The sequence below is a fragment of the Streptomyces yangpuensis genome (assembly GCF_024666385.1).
GTDB classification, from domain to species: domain Bacteria; phylum Actinomycetota; class Actinomycetes; order Streptomycetales; family Streptomycetaceae; genus Streptomyces; species Streptomyces yangpuensis.
Genome location: NZ_CP102514.1, coordinates 45,967 through 61,819, shown reverse-complemented (window position 1 = coordinate 61,819; position 15,853 = coordinate 45,967). Strand labels below are relative to the sequence as shown.

Genomic DNA, 15,853 nt, shown 5'->3' with positions numbered 1-15,853 from the left:
ATTACGCTACGCACATGGGATATGCGTTTACATTCGAGCGGCCGGCCCCTGGCAACACGTTCTCCTTGAACAACTGGCAGATGGGATTCGTCCGGGAAGCCATGCGGGAGGCCGGTGCCGCAGCCGGACAGGGCTTGGAGCAGGTGTTGCGTACGCCGGGACTGGAACCCGCCGAGCAGACAGTGGACATGGAGAAGTTCCTGTCGAATTCGAACTGGCACGTCAGCGGCGAGGAGGCGGGCTTCGTCGCATCACGCTTGCGCCTGGCGGCGAGCATGGACGTGATCTCCGATCTGATGTCGTTCTTCGACGATGCGCCCGACGAAGTCGAGCAGTGGATCGAGGACTTCGCCGATTTCAACGAGCGGTCGGTCCCTCACGATGGTTACCGCGTGAGGTAACGCCCCGTCGGCCAACCGACAACCGCGGCCCGGGTGGTCGGCCCGCCCCGTTCAGGGACGGGCGCAACTACGGCACAGGCCCTGGTAGGTCACCTCGGCGCAGGAGACCTGCCGGCTGGCCTGGGTCCTGTCAGCCAAGGGCGAGATGACTGTGCACGGCCAGGACGCGGTGGCTCACCAGCCCGACTACGGAGGGAGCCACGGTGGTGCAGTGCTGCTGCTAGCCGGTGACCGCAGCCGCGGCGGCGAGCAGCAGGGCCAGAGCGCCGCAGGCGTCGAAGACACCGCACCATTCGGACCACTGCCGGGGCACGACCCGGGCTCTTGCGTAATGGACGGCGTCCCAGACGGCGTGGCCCAGCCAGCCGGCCGCGAGGACGAGCAGGGCGAGGGTGCCGTTGAGGAAAACGGCCAACAGTGCGACGGCGGCGAAGCCGACGAGGCCGGCCAGCTGTCCGGCGAGGACGCCCGGGCGGCGCAGTTCGCCCCGAAGCATGCCGAAGAGTAGGTAGAACAGCGGCATGGCGGCGAGGACTCCCGCGAGGAACTCCGGCGCGGGCCGGCCGTCGAGGAAGGTCAGAGCTGCCAGGGCCAGGGCGATCAGAGTGGGCCAGCGGTGCGCAATCGTGTGCATCGGGGTGCCTCCCGCGTGCGGGCGTACGGATGAATGTGGGCGAGCACCACTGTCCGGGGCGTCCGGGCCGACGGGAAGCGGCGTCCGGCCGCCATGTCCTTTCCCTTGGGGTACCCGTCCTTCCGGCATAGGGTCGGCGCATGGCGGAGAGGCTCATGGTGGTGGTCGGCTACGAGGCGGCCGAGTTGCTGGACATCGCGTGCGTGACCACGACCCTGGCCATGGCCAATGGGATCGGTGCGCCCGAAGTTCCGTACCGGGTGCTCCTCGCCGGTCCGGGCGGCGGTCCCCTTGTCTGCGGCTCGGGGCTCGTCCTGGGCAGTGAGCGGTCGCTGGAGCGGCTGACCGGCCCCCTCGACACGCTGATTGTTTCCGGCGGTACGGGGTACGAGCGGGCGGCGTCGGACACGCGGCTCGTCGGGCACGTGCGCCGACTGGCTCGGGAGAGCCGGCGGGTGGCCTCGGTGTGCACGGGTGCGGGGGTACTGGCAGCCGCCGGGCTCCTGGACGGCCGTCGTGCGACCACCCACTGGCGCTTCGCCCGTCTGCTCGCCGAGCGGCACCCGAAGGTGGCAGTGGACCCGGACCCGATCTACGTCCGCGACGGTCACGTCTACACGGCGGCCGGGGTGACGAGCGCGCTGGACCTCACCCTCGCGTTCGTCGAGGAGGACCACGGCACCGAACTGGCCCGCCAGGTAGCCCGGGACCTCGTGGTGTATCTGCAACGGCCCGCGAACCAGGCGCAGATGAGCCTGTTCACCGCGACCCCGTCGGCCCCCGACGACGGGGTTCGCGCGCTCGTCGAGCACATCGCGGCCCACCCGGACGACGACCTGAGCACGGCGGCGCTGGCCGCGCGGGCCGGGGTGACGCCCCGCCACCTCACCCGTCTCTTCACGGAGCAACTGGGCCGGGCACCGGGCCGCTACGTCCGGCAGGCCCGTACCGAGGCCGCTGCGCACGTCCTCGCCTCGACTACTCTGCCGATGGCGGGCGTGGCGGCCCGCTGCGGCTTCGGCAGCGCCGAGGCGCTGCGGCAGGCGTTCACGGAGCGGTTCGGGATCGCCCCCTCCCGCTACCGAGCGGCGATGCGCCCGGCCTGAGGCGGGCGGGCCGACCAAGAGGCCGTTTCCGGTGCCTCGTTCGCCTGGGAGGGACATCAGCGGCGACCACCCCACACCTGTCTTCAGGTCCGGGATTCTGTCACCGGGTCCTGGTCGAGGGTCGACGGTCGACAAGGACAACGTGAAACGCCGCTGCGGTCTGGGTGGGATCACAGGCGAGCACGGTGGCCGTTCGCTGAACCCGGCCGGGATGGCCTGGTTCAGCGAACGAAAGCGGGCTTGCGGCGCCCAGGGCCAGGCCGACCGCCTTGTGGGCGATCTTCGCGGCCTTCACCGGCGGCGCCTCCGGCTGCGGCGCAGCAGCAGGAAGACGACGAGCGCGGCAGCCGCGGCGATCAGCGGGGTGAGGTTCGCCCGCGCCATGGTTGCGGCGGTTGCGGCCTTGTCTCGAACCGGATCCGGGGTCTTCTCGGCAGCGAGGTGCCCGGCCCGGGTCGCGGTGTCGCGGACCTGGGCCGCGGCGTGGGCTGTCTTGTCGAGGACTGGATCGGGGGTCTTGTCCTTCACCAATTGAGCGGCCTGCCCTGCCTTCTCCCGGACCTGGCCGGTGACATGCGTGGTCCTCTCGGCGGCCTGCTCCTTGATCTCAGCCGCCTTCTCCTTCGCTTGCGCCCTCACGCGCGCCTTGGCCGCCGGCGCCTCGGCGGTCCGGCCGAGTTCCTCGCGGGTGTGCTCGGCCTGCTCGCGCAGCTCTTCGGGGGTGGACGCGGATTCATCGCCCTGAGGCTGATCGGTCATGGTCTGGCTACTCCTTGATCTTGGCCTCGTCGGCGTTGGCCCGGCGATGGCCTGCTCGCGTGCGGGGCCGGTGAATGCACGATGGCGGCCCGCGGCCTCGCTCCCGTGTTGCCGCGCCGGTCAGTGGACCTGATTGCTCCCGGTTTCCGAGCGCCATGCCTCCTCGGCCTGGCACAGGACGGCATCACCACCGTCTACGAAAGCTGTCCATGAGCCTGCGGGACTTCCTGGGGCCGTGCCGTGGCCGGGCTCACCACCATGGCGACTGCCGTGACCTGTCGCCGGCCCACGCGCCATCCTCGGCTACGTCGTCTGCCCGAGGCGGGCCCCGATCTGGTACGGCCCCCGGGGTGAAAGGCCGACCCATAGGTGAGCCCCGGCCACGAGGACAGTGAAGGAGTACTTCCCGGACGTCCACGTCCACCTCACGGCCAGACGGTCAGACCAGCTGGAGCACCGCAGGCTCGTCGCCCTCGCCGGTCAGTGACTCGTCGTAGTCCACGGTGTTCCCCAACCTAGGGCCGGCGGCCGTGCGAGCCCGCTGTTCCTGCCGGGTCCGCTGCGGTGAGCCCGTGGACACAAGGGACATCGGCCGAGGCAGCGGGGATGCGCATGCGCCGCAGCAGGTCGCGTGTGGTGCGCAGGCTCAGGGTGCTGCGCCAGGACATGCCTGGGTGGCGGGCTCGCAGGTGGGACAGTGCACGGTTGCCGAGGCCGCTGGAGACGAGGTTCCCGTCGATGTCGATGCCGGTGATCAGACCCTGCCCGCAGTCCGTGCAGATCCGGTAGTGGACCTGGCCGACGATCTTGCGGACGTGGACCAACAGGAGGCACTCCTGGCCGGGCCCGGGGTCGCCGGGGATATGGGTGGAGAGAAACTCGATGTCGCGGTAGGCGAGGATCCTGCGGCGCCACCACCTACCGAGTCGTCCGCGGTGCCTGTGCCTCGCAGCATGCGGCGCTTCGGGGCCGGGGGCGGAACGGAAGAGGGCGCTCGTGGAACGTGCGTGGTCTCCGGACATGGACCGCTTGTGCCCCGGCGACCCCTCCTGATGCCTCGGCGTCCAGCAAAGCGGTGACCCACCTGCCTGGACCCGGTTCGACCAGTGGGCCCTGGCAGCCGGCCACCGCCCGCTGCCCGCGACCGCCGAGACCCTGACCGAGACCCACCACCCGGTGCACCGTCACCCCGCGGCCCCCCACCGGCCGACCCTGCAACCCCGTGACGGCCTCGATCAGGCGGAGCACGCCGGCCCGGGCTGTGCCGGGCCGGCGTCCATGGCTGGTGCGCGTCTCACGCCGCCCGCCTCACGCCGCGCGCTTGACGAGTTCGGTGATCCGGGCCTCGACCTCGGGGGTTACTTCGGTCAGGGCGAAGCCGGCGGCCCACATGGGGCCGTCGTCGAGCTTGGCGAGGTCGCTGAAGCCGAGGGTGGCGTAGCGGGCCTTGAACTTCTCCGCGCTCTGGAAGAAGCAGACGACCTTGCCGTCCAGGGCGTAGGAGGGCATGCCGTACCAGAGCTTCGGGGCGAGGGCCGGGGCGTGGGCGGTGACGATGGCGTGGACGTGTTCGGCCAGGATCCGGTCGGAGTCCTGCATTTCGGCGATCTTCGCCAGTACGTCCCGTTCCGCCTCCGCCGCCTTTTCCGCGGCCGAGCCACGGCGTGCGGCCTTCTTCTGCTCCAGGGCGTGTGCCTTCATCGCAGCCCGTTCCTCGACGCTGAAACCCTCGTACGTGCTGTTGCTGGCGGTGGTGGTGGCGGTGCCGGCCATGGTCACTCCTTCAGTCGCTCGTGCGATTCGGCCCGGTCTGCTGCCGCCGGGCCGATCGCCGTGACCACAGATTGCCCCGGCGAGACGGCGTACCGCCTCCGTGCCGGCCACGGAGAACACCACGGACCGCCAACCCGGTGCCGGACCCCGGTGGTGAGTACGGGCCCGCCGTCATCCCATCAGGTGCCGGCACAGCCGCAGGAACAGATCCGGATTGGCGATGCTCTGCAGGTCCGCGCTGTCCACCGTGGTGCGCTTCAGGCTCCCGTTGAAGATCAGCGTGCCGCTGTACGAGGAGATCTCCGTGATCTGCGACCAGGGGGCGGAGTGCCTGCGCCCCGCCAGGACGTGCTGGTCGACCTTGTAGGCCCCGAAATCCACGGTCCCACCGCGTTCGAGGGCCGCGAGCGCCTTCGGCAGCTGGGCGCGCGTGACCGCCCGCAGGATGTGCTCACCCCAGACGTCCGGCCACAGGAAGAGGGCACCCTGCACCAGCGAGGTGATGCCCAGCGCCCGCTTCTCGTCCTTGAGGAACACCCGTGTGCCCGGACCGATGTTCACCGCCGCGCCCTGCTGGTCCAGCAAGGTGTAACGGGCGTCCCACGGGACGCCGTTGCGGGTGCTCAGGTACCGCAGCACCCGCACGGTGTCCCAGGCGTACGCGGCCCCGAACCCCTCGGGGCCCGTCACCACCGTGCCGCTGTCGTAGAGGTAGAGCCGCGACGCGTTGTGCTTGCCGAACAAGCGGCTCTGCTTCATCCGGAAGGTCCGCTGCCACTGCCCGAGGCCGCGGTCCGCCGCCAGCGCGGCTGCCTCGCCGGTCGGCTGCTCGTAGGTGTCCCGTTCGTTCATGCTCGTTGTCCCCTCACTTCGCGCCGTACGTTCCCGGGCCCGGGCCCAGGCCCAGGCCTTGGTCCCCGGTCAGCCCGCCGCGGCGAAGGCGCCTTCCAGACGCGGCACGTAATCGGCGAGCGCGGGGGCCCAACAGCCGTAGTTGTGGCCGCCGTTGCAGCTCGGGGAGAGCGACGTACCGTTGCCGTAGTCGACGAGCCGGCTGGGGATGCCCAGCCGGTCCAGGCGGCCCTTGACCGTGTGCGAGGCGGCTGCGGTGTGGACGTCGATGACGTCGTTGTTGCCGGTGTAGAGCGTGATGGCGGTGCCCGAGAGCCGGGCGAGGTTGGCCGGTGCGGCCGGGTCGACCGCGTTCCACACCCGGTCGGCCCCGAACACCGGGTACGGGGAGCCGAAGATCGCATCGCTGTCCACGATCGGGCCGTAGCCGGTGCACCGGCCGGAGCCGGCCGAACCGGAAGTGGTGCTCGCGCACCAGGCTCCCGTGACGTTGAGTTCGGTGGCCAGGACGGCCGCGCGGACCTGCCACATGCCGAAGTCGATGCCTCCCGAGAGGGCGGCCACGTGTCCGAACAGGTCGGGGCGGGCCTCTGCGTAGTGGAGTGCGCCGAAGCCCCCCATCGACAGCCCGACCACCGCCCGGTGGGCCCGGTCGGTACGGGTGCGCAGGTTCGCGTCGATGAAGGGTACGACCTGGGAGAGGTGGAAGGTCTGCCAGTTCGCGGCCCCTTCCGCGGTGTTCTGCATGACCCAGTCGGCGTACCAGCCCTTGAGCCCGCCGTCCGGCACCACCGTGATCATCGAGTCCGAACGCAGCGCGGGCGCGGCCGCGACGTCGTCCACGGTGCCGCCACCGCCGTGCAGGAAGTACGTCACCGGCCAGCGCCGGTCGGGGTCGGTGCCGGCGCCGTAGGCCGAGGGCAGCAGGATGCGGATCCGGTGCTTCCCGGAGACCTGCGGGGTGGTGACGGTGAGGGTGAAGTCGGTGGGGCTGTGCACCTGCGTGTCCTCGGGGACCAGCCTCAGACCATGGCTGTCGGTGAAGACCGGGATGCCGGAGGCTTGAGGAGCGGCGGCGGTGACCGACGGCGGGGCGATTGACCCTGCGGGGCTCGGCGCCGCGGCGGCGAGTGCGGCGCCGGGGCCGAGCAGCGCGGAGAGCGCGAAGGCCGCGCCGAGTGTGGTGATGCGACGGGAGGTCATGACGAACCCTTCATCGTGGACGGAAGCTCGCACCGCGGGGACGACCCGCCGCGAGCCGGAGTCCCGATGCTGGCCTCCCGAGCCACGCGGCCACCAGGCCATTCGACCGGCCATCGATGACCGGCCGCCGGACGAGGGGCCGGCGGCCAGGTGCGCGCCCCCGGTCAGCCGTTCTCCCCGTCCCCGGCGACAGGACTCCCGGCGACAGGAGTCCCGGCCACAGGAGTCCCGGCCACAGGAGTCCCGGCGACAGGACCCCCGGCCACAGAAGTCCCGGCCCCAGGAAGCCCCGCCGCAGGACGCCCGTCGCCGGGACGTCCGTCGCCAGGACGCCCGTCGCCGGGACGCCCGTCGGGGGAGGCCGGCCCGAATGCCGCCGGCGTGAAGTCCGGGTGCGTGCCGCGGTAGGCACGGCCGAGGTGGTGCTGCAGCCGCTCGTGACGGAACTGGTAGACGGCCCCGGTCTGGCGCAGCACCCCGCGCCGGTAGGCGTCGTCCAGGAACGCGGCCGGGTCCGCGGGCAGCCGCCCGGCCAGTGGGAGCCAGACGCGCGCCAGGACGATCCACTGGCCCCAGGCCGTGAAGGCGAGCACATAGGCCGCCGCCCCGCCCAGGCCGCAGACCGTCCCGATGAACAGGCTGTCCTGGACACCCCAGTTGAGCGGCCCCATCACCGTGCGCAGCATCGCGACCACGAGATACCCGCCGAAGGCGATGGCCAGGGTGAGCGCCACGGCCAGGACGAGGAACTGGCGCCCCGCCGTCGCACGGTTCGAAGCCAGCAGACTGACCGGGGTGGCCGCCGTCGAGACATCCACGGGCGCTTCGAGCGCGGCCATCAGCCCGAAGACGAGCCCGGCGGCCGGCCCGAAGATCAGCACGAAGACCAGCATGTTGATCAAGGTGCCCAAGACGACGTCCGGGTGGGCCAGCGGCGTGCCGGCGGCCAGGGCACGCTGAAGGGTGAGGGCACACGCGCACCCGATGCCCATGACGGTGCCGCCGATCAGGCCCTGCCCGAGCCGCGCGAAGAAGGTACGCAGCGAGCGGCGGCCGAGACCGGCGTGGGAGGCGCGCAGCGTCAGCCGGACCCGGGTCGGCTCGAAGGCCGCCGCGCCACCGGACCGGTCGGCCATCGCGTAGACCGCTCCGAAGCCGAGCCCCGCGGCCGGCCCCATCAGGGCACCCTGCAACAGGAGTTCCCCGGCCGGCAGCGGCACGAGCAGCAGACCCACCGACCAGTCGGCCAGCGCGACGACCACGGCGGTCGCCAGCACGAGGGCCACGGTCCGTGCCGTACGGGACAGCTCATGGCCCAGCTGCCACCACGCGAGGTCGTGGCGCTCACGGTCCGTGCGGACCAGATGGTGGGCGAGGCGGCCGAGCCAGCGCTCGGCGCGGACGGCGTCCGCGTACCGGGCCCCGGACCGCGTACCGCCCGTGTCCCGCTCCGGGGCGCGGCGGCGGTAGACCGCGGGCACGAAGCCCGCCAGCAGGTGCTCGCTCAGACTCCTCACGGAGGGGAACCGCTCACCGTCCAGGAGTTCGGCCGGATCGCGGTCGCCGGACTCGCTGTAGAGCGTACGGGCGAGGACGACCATGAGCGGGGTGGTCAGGACCGCGGCCAGGTTCCGGTGCGCGGGTCCGGGGCAGGTACGGAGCTCCGCGAGGACCGTGTCCCAGGCGGAGCCGCGGGGTACGGCGTCGTCGCTCGCCCGGGCGGCCGGGGCCCCGCGGTCGGTGCGGGGCAGGTAGTCGGCGAGGTCCTCGGGCGTCAGGTCGGCCAGCTCGATGCAGCCCGCCCAGACCAGCGGTGCGTGCGCCGCCCGGACGGCCTCGGCGTACTCGTCGCGCCGACTCGTCAGTACGAGCGGCGCGGCTGTCGCGTTGAGAGCGTCCAGGGCGTCGCGCCGCAGCCCCTCGCCCATCTCGTCGAACCCGTCCAGGACCGGAAGCACGAGGTCGCCGTCGACCAGCGCGGCGGCCAGGGTCGCCCCGCCCGGCCCCCGGCGGGCCAGATGCGGATGGTCGCGCAGCAGCCGGCCGACCAGCCAGTCCCGCAGCGCGGTCGTCGACGGGTCCCACGACCCGACGCTGAAGACCACCGGCACGCGGCGGTGCGCGGCCGACGCCCGGGTCTCCAGGAGGTCCAGCGCCAGCCTGATGGTGAGGACGGACTTCCCCGAGCCCGCCCGCCCCAGGACGACCAGCCGCCCGGAGGGGATCCTGAGATACACCTCGGCAAGGCTGCGCAGATCCCCGTCCAGGTCCACCGCACGCGGCGGCTCACCCGGTCCGAGGCGCTGGATGTTCTCCGCCCGGTCGGTCAGTGCGGCGGGCGCCGGCGTCCACCGTACGGGCAGCGGGAACGGGTCGTGCACGCGCCGTTGGGCCTCCTCCCGGCGCCAGCGGCGCCGGACCTCCACGGCCAGTTCCTCCGCCGCCTCGGCCAGCCTCCCGTGGACGGGAAGCCGGCCGGGCACGCGCTCAGGTACTCGCTCGGGCACGCGCTCAGGTACTCGCTCGGGCGGGGCGGCCGCCGGCGCCCGCGCCGGCGCCTGCACCGGTGCCGGCCCGCGACCGGCACGGGGGTCCGCGTCGGGACCGGCGGCCGGCTCGACGGTGGCAGCGGCGGGGGAGCCGGCGAGGGTGGCCGCCAGCAGCAGACGATCCCTCTCCTCCAGGCCGAGCGCGTCCGCGAGCAGGTTGAGCGTTGCCACCCGGTGATTGGTGGACCGGTCGTTCTCCAGCCGGCGAATGGTGCGGACGCTGACCCCGGAGCGCTCGGCGACCTGCTCCTGCGTCAGGCCCGCCCGCTCGCGCAGCCGTCGTAACAGCGTTCCCACGTCCTCTGCCATCCCTCATCCCCCTGACTCACCGGTAAGAACGGCGGTGAGCCTACCTGTGGCCGCCGGTCACCAATGGCCGGGTCCCTGACCTGTCCGGCCGCCACCGCCCGGGCCAGCATCGTGAGCGGCGCCACCCCGACGGAAGGCGAGGAGCCCACGTGCCCCACCGCTGCTGGTGCGCCGAGTGCAGCTTCAAGACCCCCTGGCTCGACGAGCCCGAGGGACTCGGCCGCCTCGCCGAGCACTACGCCCTCAGACACCCCGGCACCGCCCCCCGCGGCCACATCGAGACACGCAGGGGCGGCCGGGCCACACGAACGACACCTCAAGGAGTACGAGCCATGAACGATTCCCCTCACATGCCGCGGCCGGCGGCGGCGACCGGCGCGGGCGCCCTGGGCATCGCCGCCGGTGCCGTCATCGCCGGCTTCGCGGGGCTCCTCCTGCTGCTCCTCACGGACGGCAACGGCTTCGGCCTCTTCGGCCTGCCCGTCCTGGCTCTCGGTGTAGGCCTGCTGCGCAACGGTGGCCGAGTGCTCGCCGGCAGGACCGACGCGGGCGACCGCCTGAGCCGACTGGCCCTGATCCCGGCGACCGTCTCCGGCCTGGCCATCGGCGGCATGGTCGCCGGAGCCGACTGGGACCGCGACGGGACCTTCACCCAACTTGCCGGATTCATCATCACCTTCCTCCTCTCGGCCGTCCTCATCACCCTGTGCGGCCGCCCGGAGACGAAGACCTACCTGGGCGAGTACTGAGGACGGCAGAACGGGCCGCCTGCCCGCAAGGGTGCTTGCCCGCGGCCGCGGTCCGGCGGCCGGTCTTCTACGGTTCGGCCGGTAGACGGACCGTGACGCGGAGGCCGCCGGCCGGGCGGGGGGTCAGGTCGAGGATGCCGTCGTGCGCGCGGACGATGCTGTGCACGATGGCCAGACCGAGGCCGACGCCGGCGTGCTCGTCGGTGCGTACTCGTTCCGTCCCGCGCCGGAACGGCTCGGTGAGCGTCGCCACCAGTTCCGCGGGGAGCACGCTGCCCGTGTTCTCGACGCGCAGCACGCTCGTGTCGCCGTACGCCTCGGTGCGGACGGTCACGGTGCCCCCGGCCGGGAGGTTGTGGACGACGGCGTTCTGGACGAGGTTCGTCACCATCCGCAGCAGGAGCTCCGGGGAGCCGGTGGTGCGGGGCGCGCCGCCGGTCACGTCACCGGTCACGTCGAGTGTGATCCGGCGCTGCTCGGCGAGGGGCAGCAGTGTTTCGGCGGCCTCCTCGGCGAGGAGGGAGAGGTCGACGCTCTCGCGGGTGAAGTTCCCGCGGTCGCCGCGGGAGAGCAGCAGGAGGGCCTCGGTGAGGTCGATCGCCCGGGCGTTCACGACGGACAGGCGTTCGAGGAGTTCGCGGTGGTCCCGCGCCGGGTCCTTGAGGGCGACGTCGAGGAGCGTCCGCGAGATCGCCAGTGGGGTCCGCAGTTCGTGGGAGGCGTTCGCGGCGAAGCGTTGCTGCTCGGCGACGTGGGATTCGAGCTGTTCGAGCATCGAGTCGAAGGTGTCGGCCAGTTCACGGAACTCGTCCTGGCGGCCCTCCATCCGGACCCGGTGGGACAGTGACCCCTTTCCGGCCGTACGCGCCGCGTCCGCGATCCGCGTGAGCGGTCTGAGCATGCGACCGGCGAGGACCCAGCCTCCCAGCAGACCGAACATGAGCAGGAAGAGCATCGCGGCGGCCGCGGCGGGGGCGAAGGTGCGTACGAGGAGGTAGCGGTTGGGTGAGACCCCGAGGAGGCCCTGGGAGTTGTCCGGTACGTAGCGCAGCAGGAACATCCACACCACGGCCAGCAGCAGAGCGCCGGCGACGAAGAGGAATCCGGCGTAGCTGAGGGCGAGCTTCAGCCGGGCGCTGGGCCCCGGCCGTCTACGCACCGGTGGCACCGTCGGCACCGGGCGCGGACGCGGACGCGGGAGCGGTGGGGTTCGTCGTACCGGAGTCGATCCGGTAGCCGACTCCGGGCACGGTGGCGATGACCCATGGCTCTCCGAGCCGCTTGCGCAGGGCGGACACGGTGATCCGCACGGCGTTGGTGAGCGGGTCGGCGTTCTCGTCCCAGGCCCGCTCCAGCAGATCCTCCGCGCTGACGACCCCGCCCTCGGCGGCGACGAGGACTTCCAGCACGGCGAACTGTTTGCGGGTGAGCGCCACGTACCGCCCGTCGCGGAACACCTCCCGCCGGAACGGGTCGACCCGCAGGCCCGCGATCTCGCGGACAGGCGGCCGGGCGTACGCGCGCCTGCGGTCGAGCGCCCTCAGCCGCAAAACCAGCTCCCGCAGCTCGAAGGGCTTCGTCAGATAGTCGTCGGCGCCCAGCCCGAACCCGGAGGCCTTGTCGTCGATCCGGTCGGCAGCGGTCAGCATGAGGATCGGGATACCGCTGCCGGAGGCGACGATGCGACGGGCCACCTCGTCCCCGGAGGGGCCGGGGATGTCACGGTCGAGGACCGCCAGGTCGTAGGAGTGGACACTGAGCAGTTCGAGGGCGGAGTCACCGTCACCGGCGATGTCGGCGGCAATGGCCTCCAGCCGCAGACCGTCACGAACGGCCTCCGCCAGGTAGGGCTCGTCCTCCACGATCAGTACGCGCATGCCGGAAGCCTAAGCGGCGCGCCCGGTCGCCGACGTACGCACCCACGTACGCACCGACGTACGCACCGACCTGCGCCCCGCCGCGTGCCCCGTCCTGTGCCCCGTCCGGTGCGCACCGGGGAGGCCGCCCTCATGCCGGTACGGGTGCCGGGCGGGGCGGGTCCGACGGCGTCCGCTCCGCCGTGCGCCACCAGCGGCGCGACGCCAGCGCGGCCAGCACGGCACCGGACGCGTTGACCAGGACGTCGTCGACGGAGGACACCCGGTCCAGCCACAGTACGTACTGCGCGGTTTCCACCAGGACCGAGCAGCCCGTTCCGAGCGCCAGGATCCGCGGTACGGACGCCAGCGCCGCGAACCGCACGGGGGCGAAGAACCCCAGCGACGCGAAGACCAGCAGGTTGCCCACGATCCCGAGCGGCCCCATCGTGATCAGGTCCCGGAGCGGCACCAGGCTCACCCGGCCCGGAACGACACCGGCCCCGGCGCCCGGCATCAGGATCATCCAGACCCACGGCAGCGTCCCGTGCACCATGCCCACCTCGGCCAGCGACATCCGCCACGCCGACGGGACACCGGCGGCGCGCCGTCGGCGCGCCAGGACCCACGCCACCAGCACCGCCAACGGCAGCGAGACCAACGTCATGAGCACCACACCGTTGAAGGTGTCGAAGCAGCCGTGCCACCGCCCGGCCATGCACGCCGGAACGGACATCATCAGCGGCCGCCGCAGGACGAACGCGGCGCCCGCCACGCACAGGACCGCCAGGCCGACGAGCACGATCGCGCCCGTGCGGCGCGGCGGCCGGGGCGGTGCGGACAGGGATGCGTCACGGTTCATGCCCCCATGGGACACGCGGCGCCGTTGCGGTGGCGTATGAGCTTTTCGATACACCCGCGATACACCCGTGATGAATCAGCGAGGGGCCCGGTACGGCCGCACGGCCGCACGGCCGCGCGAGCTGCTGGACCGCGCGGGCGTCCCCCGCCGACTCAGCGGCCCGTCCGGAGGCGGTTCGTCAGCGGACCCGTCCGGACAGCCAGGGCGTCAGGGAGACGCCCGGGATGTGCTCCTGGTAGGTCTCGTCGCCGGGAAGGGGGACGCAGAGCTTGTAGCCCGGCGGGAAGAACCGGCCCTTCACGAAAGCCAGTCCGCCGTAGACGGACGTCAGGAACGGCGGGACGTGGTCGCGGGGGACGTCGTGGAACTCCACGCCGTCCACCGTGATCTGCGCGTCGCCCTCGGGGAAGAGCCGGACGCTGATGGCCGGGCTGCCGTCCAGCTCCACGTACGCCTCGTGGGGCAGGGACCCGTCGGGATCGGTGACGGAGAACAGCGGCGCGGAAGTCCGCCGCGACGTCCGGTCGGCGCCGATGTCCTCGGCCACGGTCATGGCCCGTCGGTGCGCGGCGGCGACGGCCCGTACCGCGGTGACGGCCGACTCGGTGGTCGGCAGGTGGGGGTGATCCGTCATGATCCCGATGATGCCCTACCCGCCGGGACGCGGCCCCTCCCGGTGCCGTCAAACACCGCGCCGGTAGGGTCGGCCGTCCGGGCAGAGATCGGATCGGGGGGACCCATGACCGCCACGGACGTACCGCCCATCGTCCTCGTTCACGGGACGCGGTTCAGCGCGGGGCAATGGAGCCCCCAACTCAGAGTCCTGGAAGGCGACTTCCCGGTGGCCGCGGTGGACCTGCCGGGCCACGGCGCCCGCGCCGCCGAGCCCTGGAGCCTCGACGCGGCGACGGAGATCATCGCGGCCGCCACCGAGCAGCTCGATCGCGGCCCCGCCCTGGTCGTCGGGCACTCCCTCGGCGGTTACGCGGCGTTGGAGTTCGCCCGCCGTCGCCCCGAACTGCTGCGGGGCCTGGTCCTCGCGGGGGCCAGTGCCTCGACGAAGGGCGCGTGGGCGAAGCCGTACCGGTGGGTCGCCGGTCTCGTACCGCGTATCCCGGCGGACCGGCTGACCCGGTGGAACGACCGCCTGCTGCGCCGGCTCCACCCTCCCGAGGTGGTGGATGCGACCATCCGCGCCGGATACGCCTTCCACACCCTGCCGACCGCCTGGGCAGAGGTGCTCGGCCGTTTCGACGCGGATGCGATGCGGCACGTGGCGGCTCCGGTGCTCATCCTCAACGGCGAGAAGGACACCGTCTTCCGGTCCGGTGAGCGCGAGTTCGCCCGCGCGCACCCGGACGCCCGCATCGAACTGATTCCTCGGGCAGGGCACTTGGCGAACTTCGACGATCCGGAGGCGTTCACCGGGGCCGTCCGCCGCTTCGCCCTGCACCTGCCCGCACACGGCTGATCGCGCCTGATCGTCGCTGGTCGAGGCAGGTCGTGGCAGGTCGAGCAGGCCGTGGCAGGTCGCGGCTGGCCGCGTGCCGGAGCGGGAACCGGCCGGCCGAAGGCTACGCCGGGCCGATGTCGCGTACGCGTACGGTCTCCACCCAGGACGGGGGCGCGGGCGGAGCCTCCCCGACCAGCGCGGCGATCAGGCGGCAGGAAGGCGTCTCGTCCGGCCACGGCGTGTACCCGTCCGTCAGCACGACCACGATGTTCGGGCGGTCCGGCAGGGCCAGCGCGGCGCTGATGCCGACCCGCATGTCCGTACCGCCACCGCCCGCCAGCGTCACCTCACCCGCACTGCGGACCCGCGTCACGGCATGCACGTCGGCGTCGCAGGCCAGCACCGCCACCCGGTTGCCGCCGACGCCCACCTCCCGCAGGACGCCGGTGACTTCGGCGAGCGCCGCGGCGAGATCGTCCGGACCCATCGAACCCGAGGTGTCGACGACAATCGCCACCCGCGGCAGCGGCCTGCGCAGACTGGGCAGCACCACCCTGCCGCCGAGCGCCGGTGTGCGGCGCGAGGGGCGACGGTAGGTGTAGTCCACGGCGCCGGCGGCCCAGGCGGCGGCCTCGCGGACCGCTCCGGCCAGGGCCTGGCGCCAGTCGACCGTGGGTTCCAGCAGCTCCTCGGCCCAGCGGGCCCAGCCCTCGGGGACCTGGCCCCGCGTGCGCCGGTGTGCCCGTACGGCCTGGGCGGTCTGCCGCCGCAGCGCCTCCGCCTCCACCGGGCCGACCCGGGCGGGGCCGCCGTCCTCGCCCAGCTCCCAGGGCATCGGGGTGCCGTGCGCGCCGGAACCGCAGTCCGGCCCCTGCGGGGTCGGGGGGATACCCGGCAGATACGCCTCGAACAGGCCGCCGGTGGGCAGCCCGTAGAGCCGGGGCTCCATCCGGCCCTCGGGCAGCGCGAGCCCGTCGGCGAGCAGGTCGTCGTTGATCTCGCAGTCCTGGGCGATGTTGACCCGTACGTGATCGCGCTGGTCGGCGGCGGGCAGCCGCTCGGCCCGGCCGTGGTGATCGCGCAGCAGGTGCGCCACCTCGTGGATCCACACTCCGGCCAACTCGACGACCGGGGTCGCCTCGACGAAGGCGGGGGAGACGTAGCACCGCCAGTGCCGGTCGACGCCCATGGTGCCCACGCGGGCCGAGGGGACCACGGTCAGGGCGTACAGCGCGGAGGCGAGGTACGGACGGGCCTCGGCCGCCTTGTAACGGGCCGCCAGCAGCTTCGACCGGTCCAGGTCCGGAGCCGGCTTCGGATGCTGATCCGGGCGCACGGTGGCCGGAC

General features: G+C 72.6%; 16 protein-coding genes. 4 read left to right on the top strand and 12 right to left on the bottom strand.

Features of this window, described 5'->3' with window-relative positions:
* The first annotated feature begins 14 nt into the window (after window positions 1–14).
* Window positions 15–401 (top strand): hypothetical protein, encoded by a 387-nt coding sequence (locus NRK68_RS00270; RefSeq protein ID WP_257854313.1) that lies wholly within the window; start codon window positions 15–17, stop codon window positions 399–401.
* Window positions 402–621: 220 nt separating this feature from the next.
* Here the strand turns inward: NRK68_RS00270 and NRK68_RS00265 are convergent, their stop codons facing one another.
* Window positions 622–1,035, bottom strand: coding sequence for a hypothetical protein (locus NRK68_RS00265; protein WP_183069448.1), 414 nt, complete (start codon window positions 1,033–1,035; stop codon window positions 622–624).
* A gap of 140 nt (window positions 1,036–1,175) precedes the next feature.
* Between NRK68_RS00265 and NRK68_RS00260 the strand changes: the two genes are divergently transcribed.
* On the top strand, window positions 1,176–2,141 hold the full coding sequence (locus tag NRK68_RS00260) for a GlxA family transcriptional regulator (protein WP_183069447.1): 966 nt from the start codon (window positions 1,176–1,178) through the stop codon (window positions 2,139–2,141).
* Between the two features lie 291 nt (window positions 2,142–2,432).
* Here NRK68_RS00260 and NRK68_RS00255 read toward each other — a convergent pair whose 3' ends face one another.
* The 6 genes from NRK68_RS00255 to NRK68_RS00230 all read right to left on the bottom strand — a co-directional run bounded on the left by NRK68_RS00255 (window position 2,433) and on the right by NRK68_RS00230 (window position 9,586).
* Complete coding sequence (locus NRK68_RS00255) at window positions 2,433–2,900, bottom strand: DUF3618 domain-containing protein (RefSeq protein ID WP_183069446.1); 468 nt, start codon at window positions 2,898–2,900, stop codon at window positions 2,433–2,435.
* Between the two features lie 515 nt (window positions 2,901–3,415).
* Window positions 3,416–3,922, bottom strand: a complete 507-nt coding sequence (locus NRK68_RS00250) for a hypothetical protein (protein WP_257854309.1) — start codon at window positions 3,920–3,922, stop codon at window positions 3,416–3,418.
* A gap of 286 nt (window positions 3,923–4,208) precedes the next feature.
* The gene (locus NRK68_RS00245; RefSeq protein WP_257854308.1) at window positions 4,209–4,673 is read right to left on the bottom strand and encodes an iron chaperone; all 465 of its coding nucleotides are present in this window, start codon (window positions 4,671–4,673) and stop codon (window positions 4,209–4,211) included.
* Between the two features lie 171 nt (window positions 4,674–4,844).
* Window positions 4,845–5,525, bottom strand: coding sequence for a DUF6585 family protein (locus NRK68_RS00240; protein ID WP_257854307.1), 681 nt, complete (start codon window positions 5,523–5,525; stop codon window positions 4,845–4,847).
* A 69-nt stretch (window positions 5,526–5,594) separates the two neighbouring features.
* A complete protein-coding gene (locus NRK68_RS00235; RefSeq protein WP_183069444.1) occupies window positions 5,595–6,728 on the bottom strand; it encodes an alpha/beta hydrolase in 1,134 nt (377 codons plus the stop codon).
* A 164-nt stretch (window positions 6,729–6,892) separates the two neighbouring features.
* Window positions 6,893–9,586 carry a helix-turn-helix domain-containing protein gene (locus NRK68_RS00230; RefSeq protein ID WP_257854303.1) on the bottom strand — a complete coding sequence of 898 codons (2,694 nt, stop codon included), beginning with the start codon at window positions 9,584–9,586 and terminating at the stop codon, window positions 6,893–6,895.
* Between the two features lie 332 nt (window positions 9,587–9,918).
* On the opposite strand from NRK68_RS00230, the gene NRK68_RS00225 reads away from it, so the two are divergent.
* On the top strand, window positions 9,919–10,335 hold the full coding sequence (locus tag NRK68_RS00225) for a hypothetical protein (RefSeq protein WP_183069442.1): 417 nt from the start codon (window positions 9,919–9,921) through the stop codon (window positions 10,333–10,335).
* A 67-nt stretch (window positions 10,336–10,402) separates the two neighbouring features.
* Here NRK68_RS00225 and NRK68_RS00220 read toward each other — a convergent pair whose 3' ends face one another.
* The 4 genes from NRK68_RS00220 to NRK68_RS00205 all read right to left on the bottom strand — a co-directional run bounded on the left by NRK68_RS00220 (window position 10,403) and on the right by NRK68_RS00205 (window position 13,687).
* Complete coding sequence (locus tag NRK68_RS00220; protein WP_183069441.1) at window positions 10,403–11,494, bottom strand: sensor histidine kinase; 1,092 nt, start codon at window positions 11,492–11,494, stop codon at window positions 10,403–10,405.
* Entirely contained in the window at window positions 11,487–12,212 is a 726-nt protein-coding gene (locus NRK68_RS00215) for a response regulator transcription factor (protein WP_183069440.1), read from the bottom strand. Before NRK68_RS00215 ends, NRK68_RS00220 begins: the two co-directional genes overlap by 8 nt.
* Window positions 12,213–12,342: 130 nt before the next feature.
* Window positions 12,343–13,053: a VanZ family protein gene (locus tag NRK68_RS00210; RefSeq protein ID WP_257854301.1), complete on the bottom strand. Its 711-nt coding sequence runs from the start codon at window positions 13,051–13,053 to the stop codon at window positions 12,343–12,345.
* A 178-nt stretch (window positions 13,054–13,231) separates the two neighbouring features.
* Complete coding sequence (locus NRK68_RS00205; RefSeq protein ID WP_257854300.1) at window positions 13,232–13,687, bottom strand: hypothetical protein; 456 nt, start codon at window positions 13,685–13,687, stop codon at window positions 13,232–13,234.
* 105 nt (window positions 13,688–13,792) lie between these two features.
* Here NRK68_RS00205 and NRK68_RS00200 point away from each other — a divergent pair, with 105 nt between their 5' ends.
* The gene (locus NRK68_RS00200) at window positions 13,793–14,524 is read left to right on the top strand and encodes an alpha/beta fold hydrolase (RefSeq protein ID WP_257854298.1); all 732 of its coding nucleotides are present in this window, start codon (window positions 13,793–13,795) and stop codon (window positions 14,522–14,524) included.
* 103 nt (window positions 14,525–14,627) lie between these two features.
* Here the strand turns inward: NRK68_RS00200 and NRK68_RS00195 are convergent, their stop codons facing one another.
* Complete coding sequence (locus NRK68_RS00195) at window positions 14,628–15,842, bottom strand: vWA domain-containing protein (RefSeq protein WP_257854297.1); 1,215 nt, start codon at window positions 15,840–15,842, stop codon at window positions 14,628–14,630.
* Window positions 15,843–15,853 lie beyond the last annotated feature (11 nt).

What these genes read in the sequence shown, in the direction of transcription:
- NRK68_RS00270 (WP_257854313.1), top strand. Translation starts at nt 15, where the DNA reads ATGGGATATGCGTTTACATTCGAGCGGCCGGCCCCTGGCAACACGTTC.
- NRK68_RS00265 (WP_183069448.1), bottom strand. Translation starts at nt 1,035, where the DNA reads ATGCACACGATTGCGCACCGCTGGCCCACTCTGATCGCCCTGGCCCTG.
- NRK68_RS00260 (WP_183069447.1), top strand. Translation starts at nt 1,176, where the DNA reads ATGGCGGAGAGGCTCATGGTGGTGGTCGGCTACGAGGCGGCCGAGTTG.
- NRK68_RS00255 (WP_183069446.1), bottom strand. Translation starts at nt 2,900, where the DNA reads ATGACCGATCAGCCTCAGGGCGATGAATCCGCGTCCACCCCCGAAGAG.
- NRK68_RS00250 (WP_257854309.1), bottom strand. Translation starts at nt 3,922, where the DNA reads ATGTCCGGAGACCACGCACGTTCCACGAGCGCCCTCTTCCGTTCCGCC.
- NRK68_RS00245 (WP_257854308.1), bottom strand. Translation starts at nt 4,673, where the DNA reads ATGGCCGGCACCGCCACCACCACCGCCAGCAACAGCACGTACGAGGGT.
- NRK68_RS00240 (WP_257854307.1), bottom strand. Translation starts at nt 5,525, where the DNA reads ATGAACGAACGGGACACCTACGAGCAGCCGACCGGCGAGGCAGCCGCG.
- NRK68_RS00235 (WP_183069444.1), bottom strand. Translation starts at nt 6,728, where the DNA reads ATGACCTCCCGTCGCATCACCACACTCGGCGCGGCCTTCGCGCTCTCC.
- NRK68_RS00230 (WP_257854303.1), bottom strand. Translation starts at nt 9,586, where the DNA reads ATGGCAGAGGACGTGGGAACGCTGTTACGACGGCTGCGCGAGCGGGCG.
- NRK68_RS00225 (WP_183069442.1), top strand. Translation starts at nt 9,919, where the DNA reads ATGAACGATTCCCCTCACATGCCGCGGCCGGCGGCGGCGACCGGCGCG.
- NRK68_RS00215 (WP_183069440.1), bottom strand. Translation starts at nt 12,212, where the DNA reads ATGCGCGTACTGATCGTGGAGGACGAGCCCTACCTGGCGGAGGCCGTT.
- NRK68_RS00210 (WP_257854301.1), bottom strand. Translation starts at nt 13,053, where the DNA reads ATGAACCGTGACGCATCCCTGTCCGCACCGCCCCGGCCGCCGCGCCGC.
- NRK68_RS00205 (WP_257854300.1), bottom strand. Translation starts at nt 13,687, where the DNA reads ATGACGGATCACCCCCACCTGCCGACCACCGAGTCGGCCGTCACCGCG.
- NRK68_RS00200 (WP_257854298.1), top strand. Translation starts at nt 13,793, where the DNA reads ATGACCGCCACGGACGTACCGCCCATCGTCCTCGTTCACGGGACGCGG.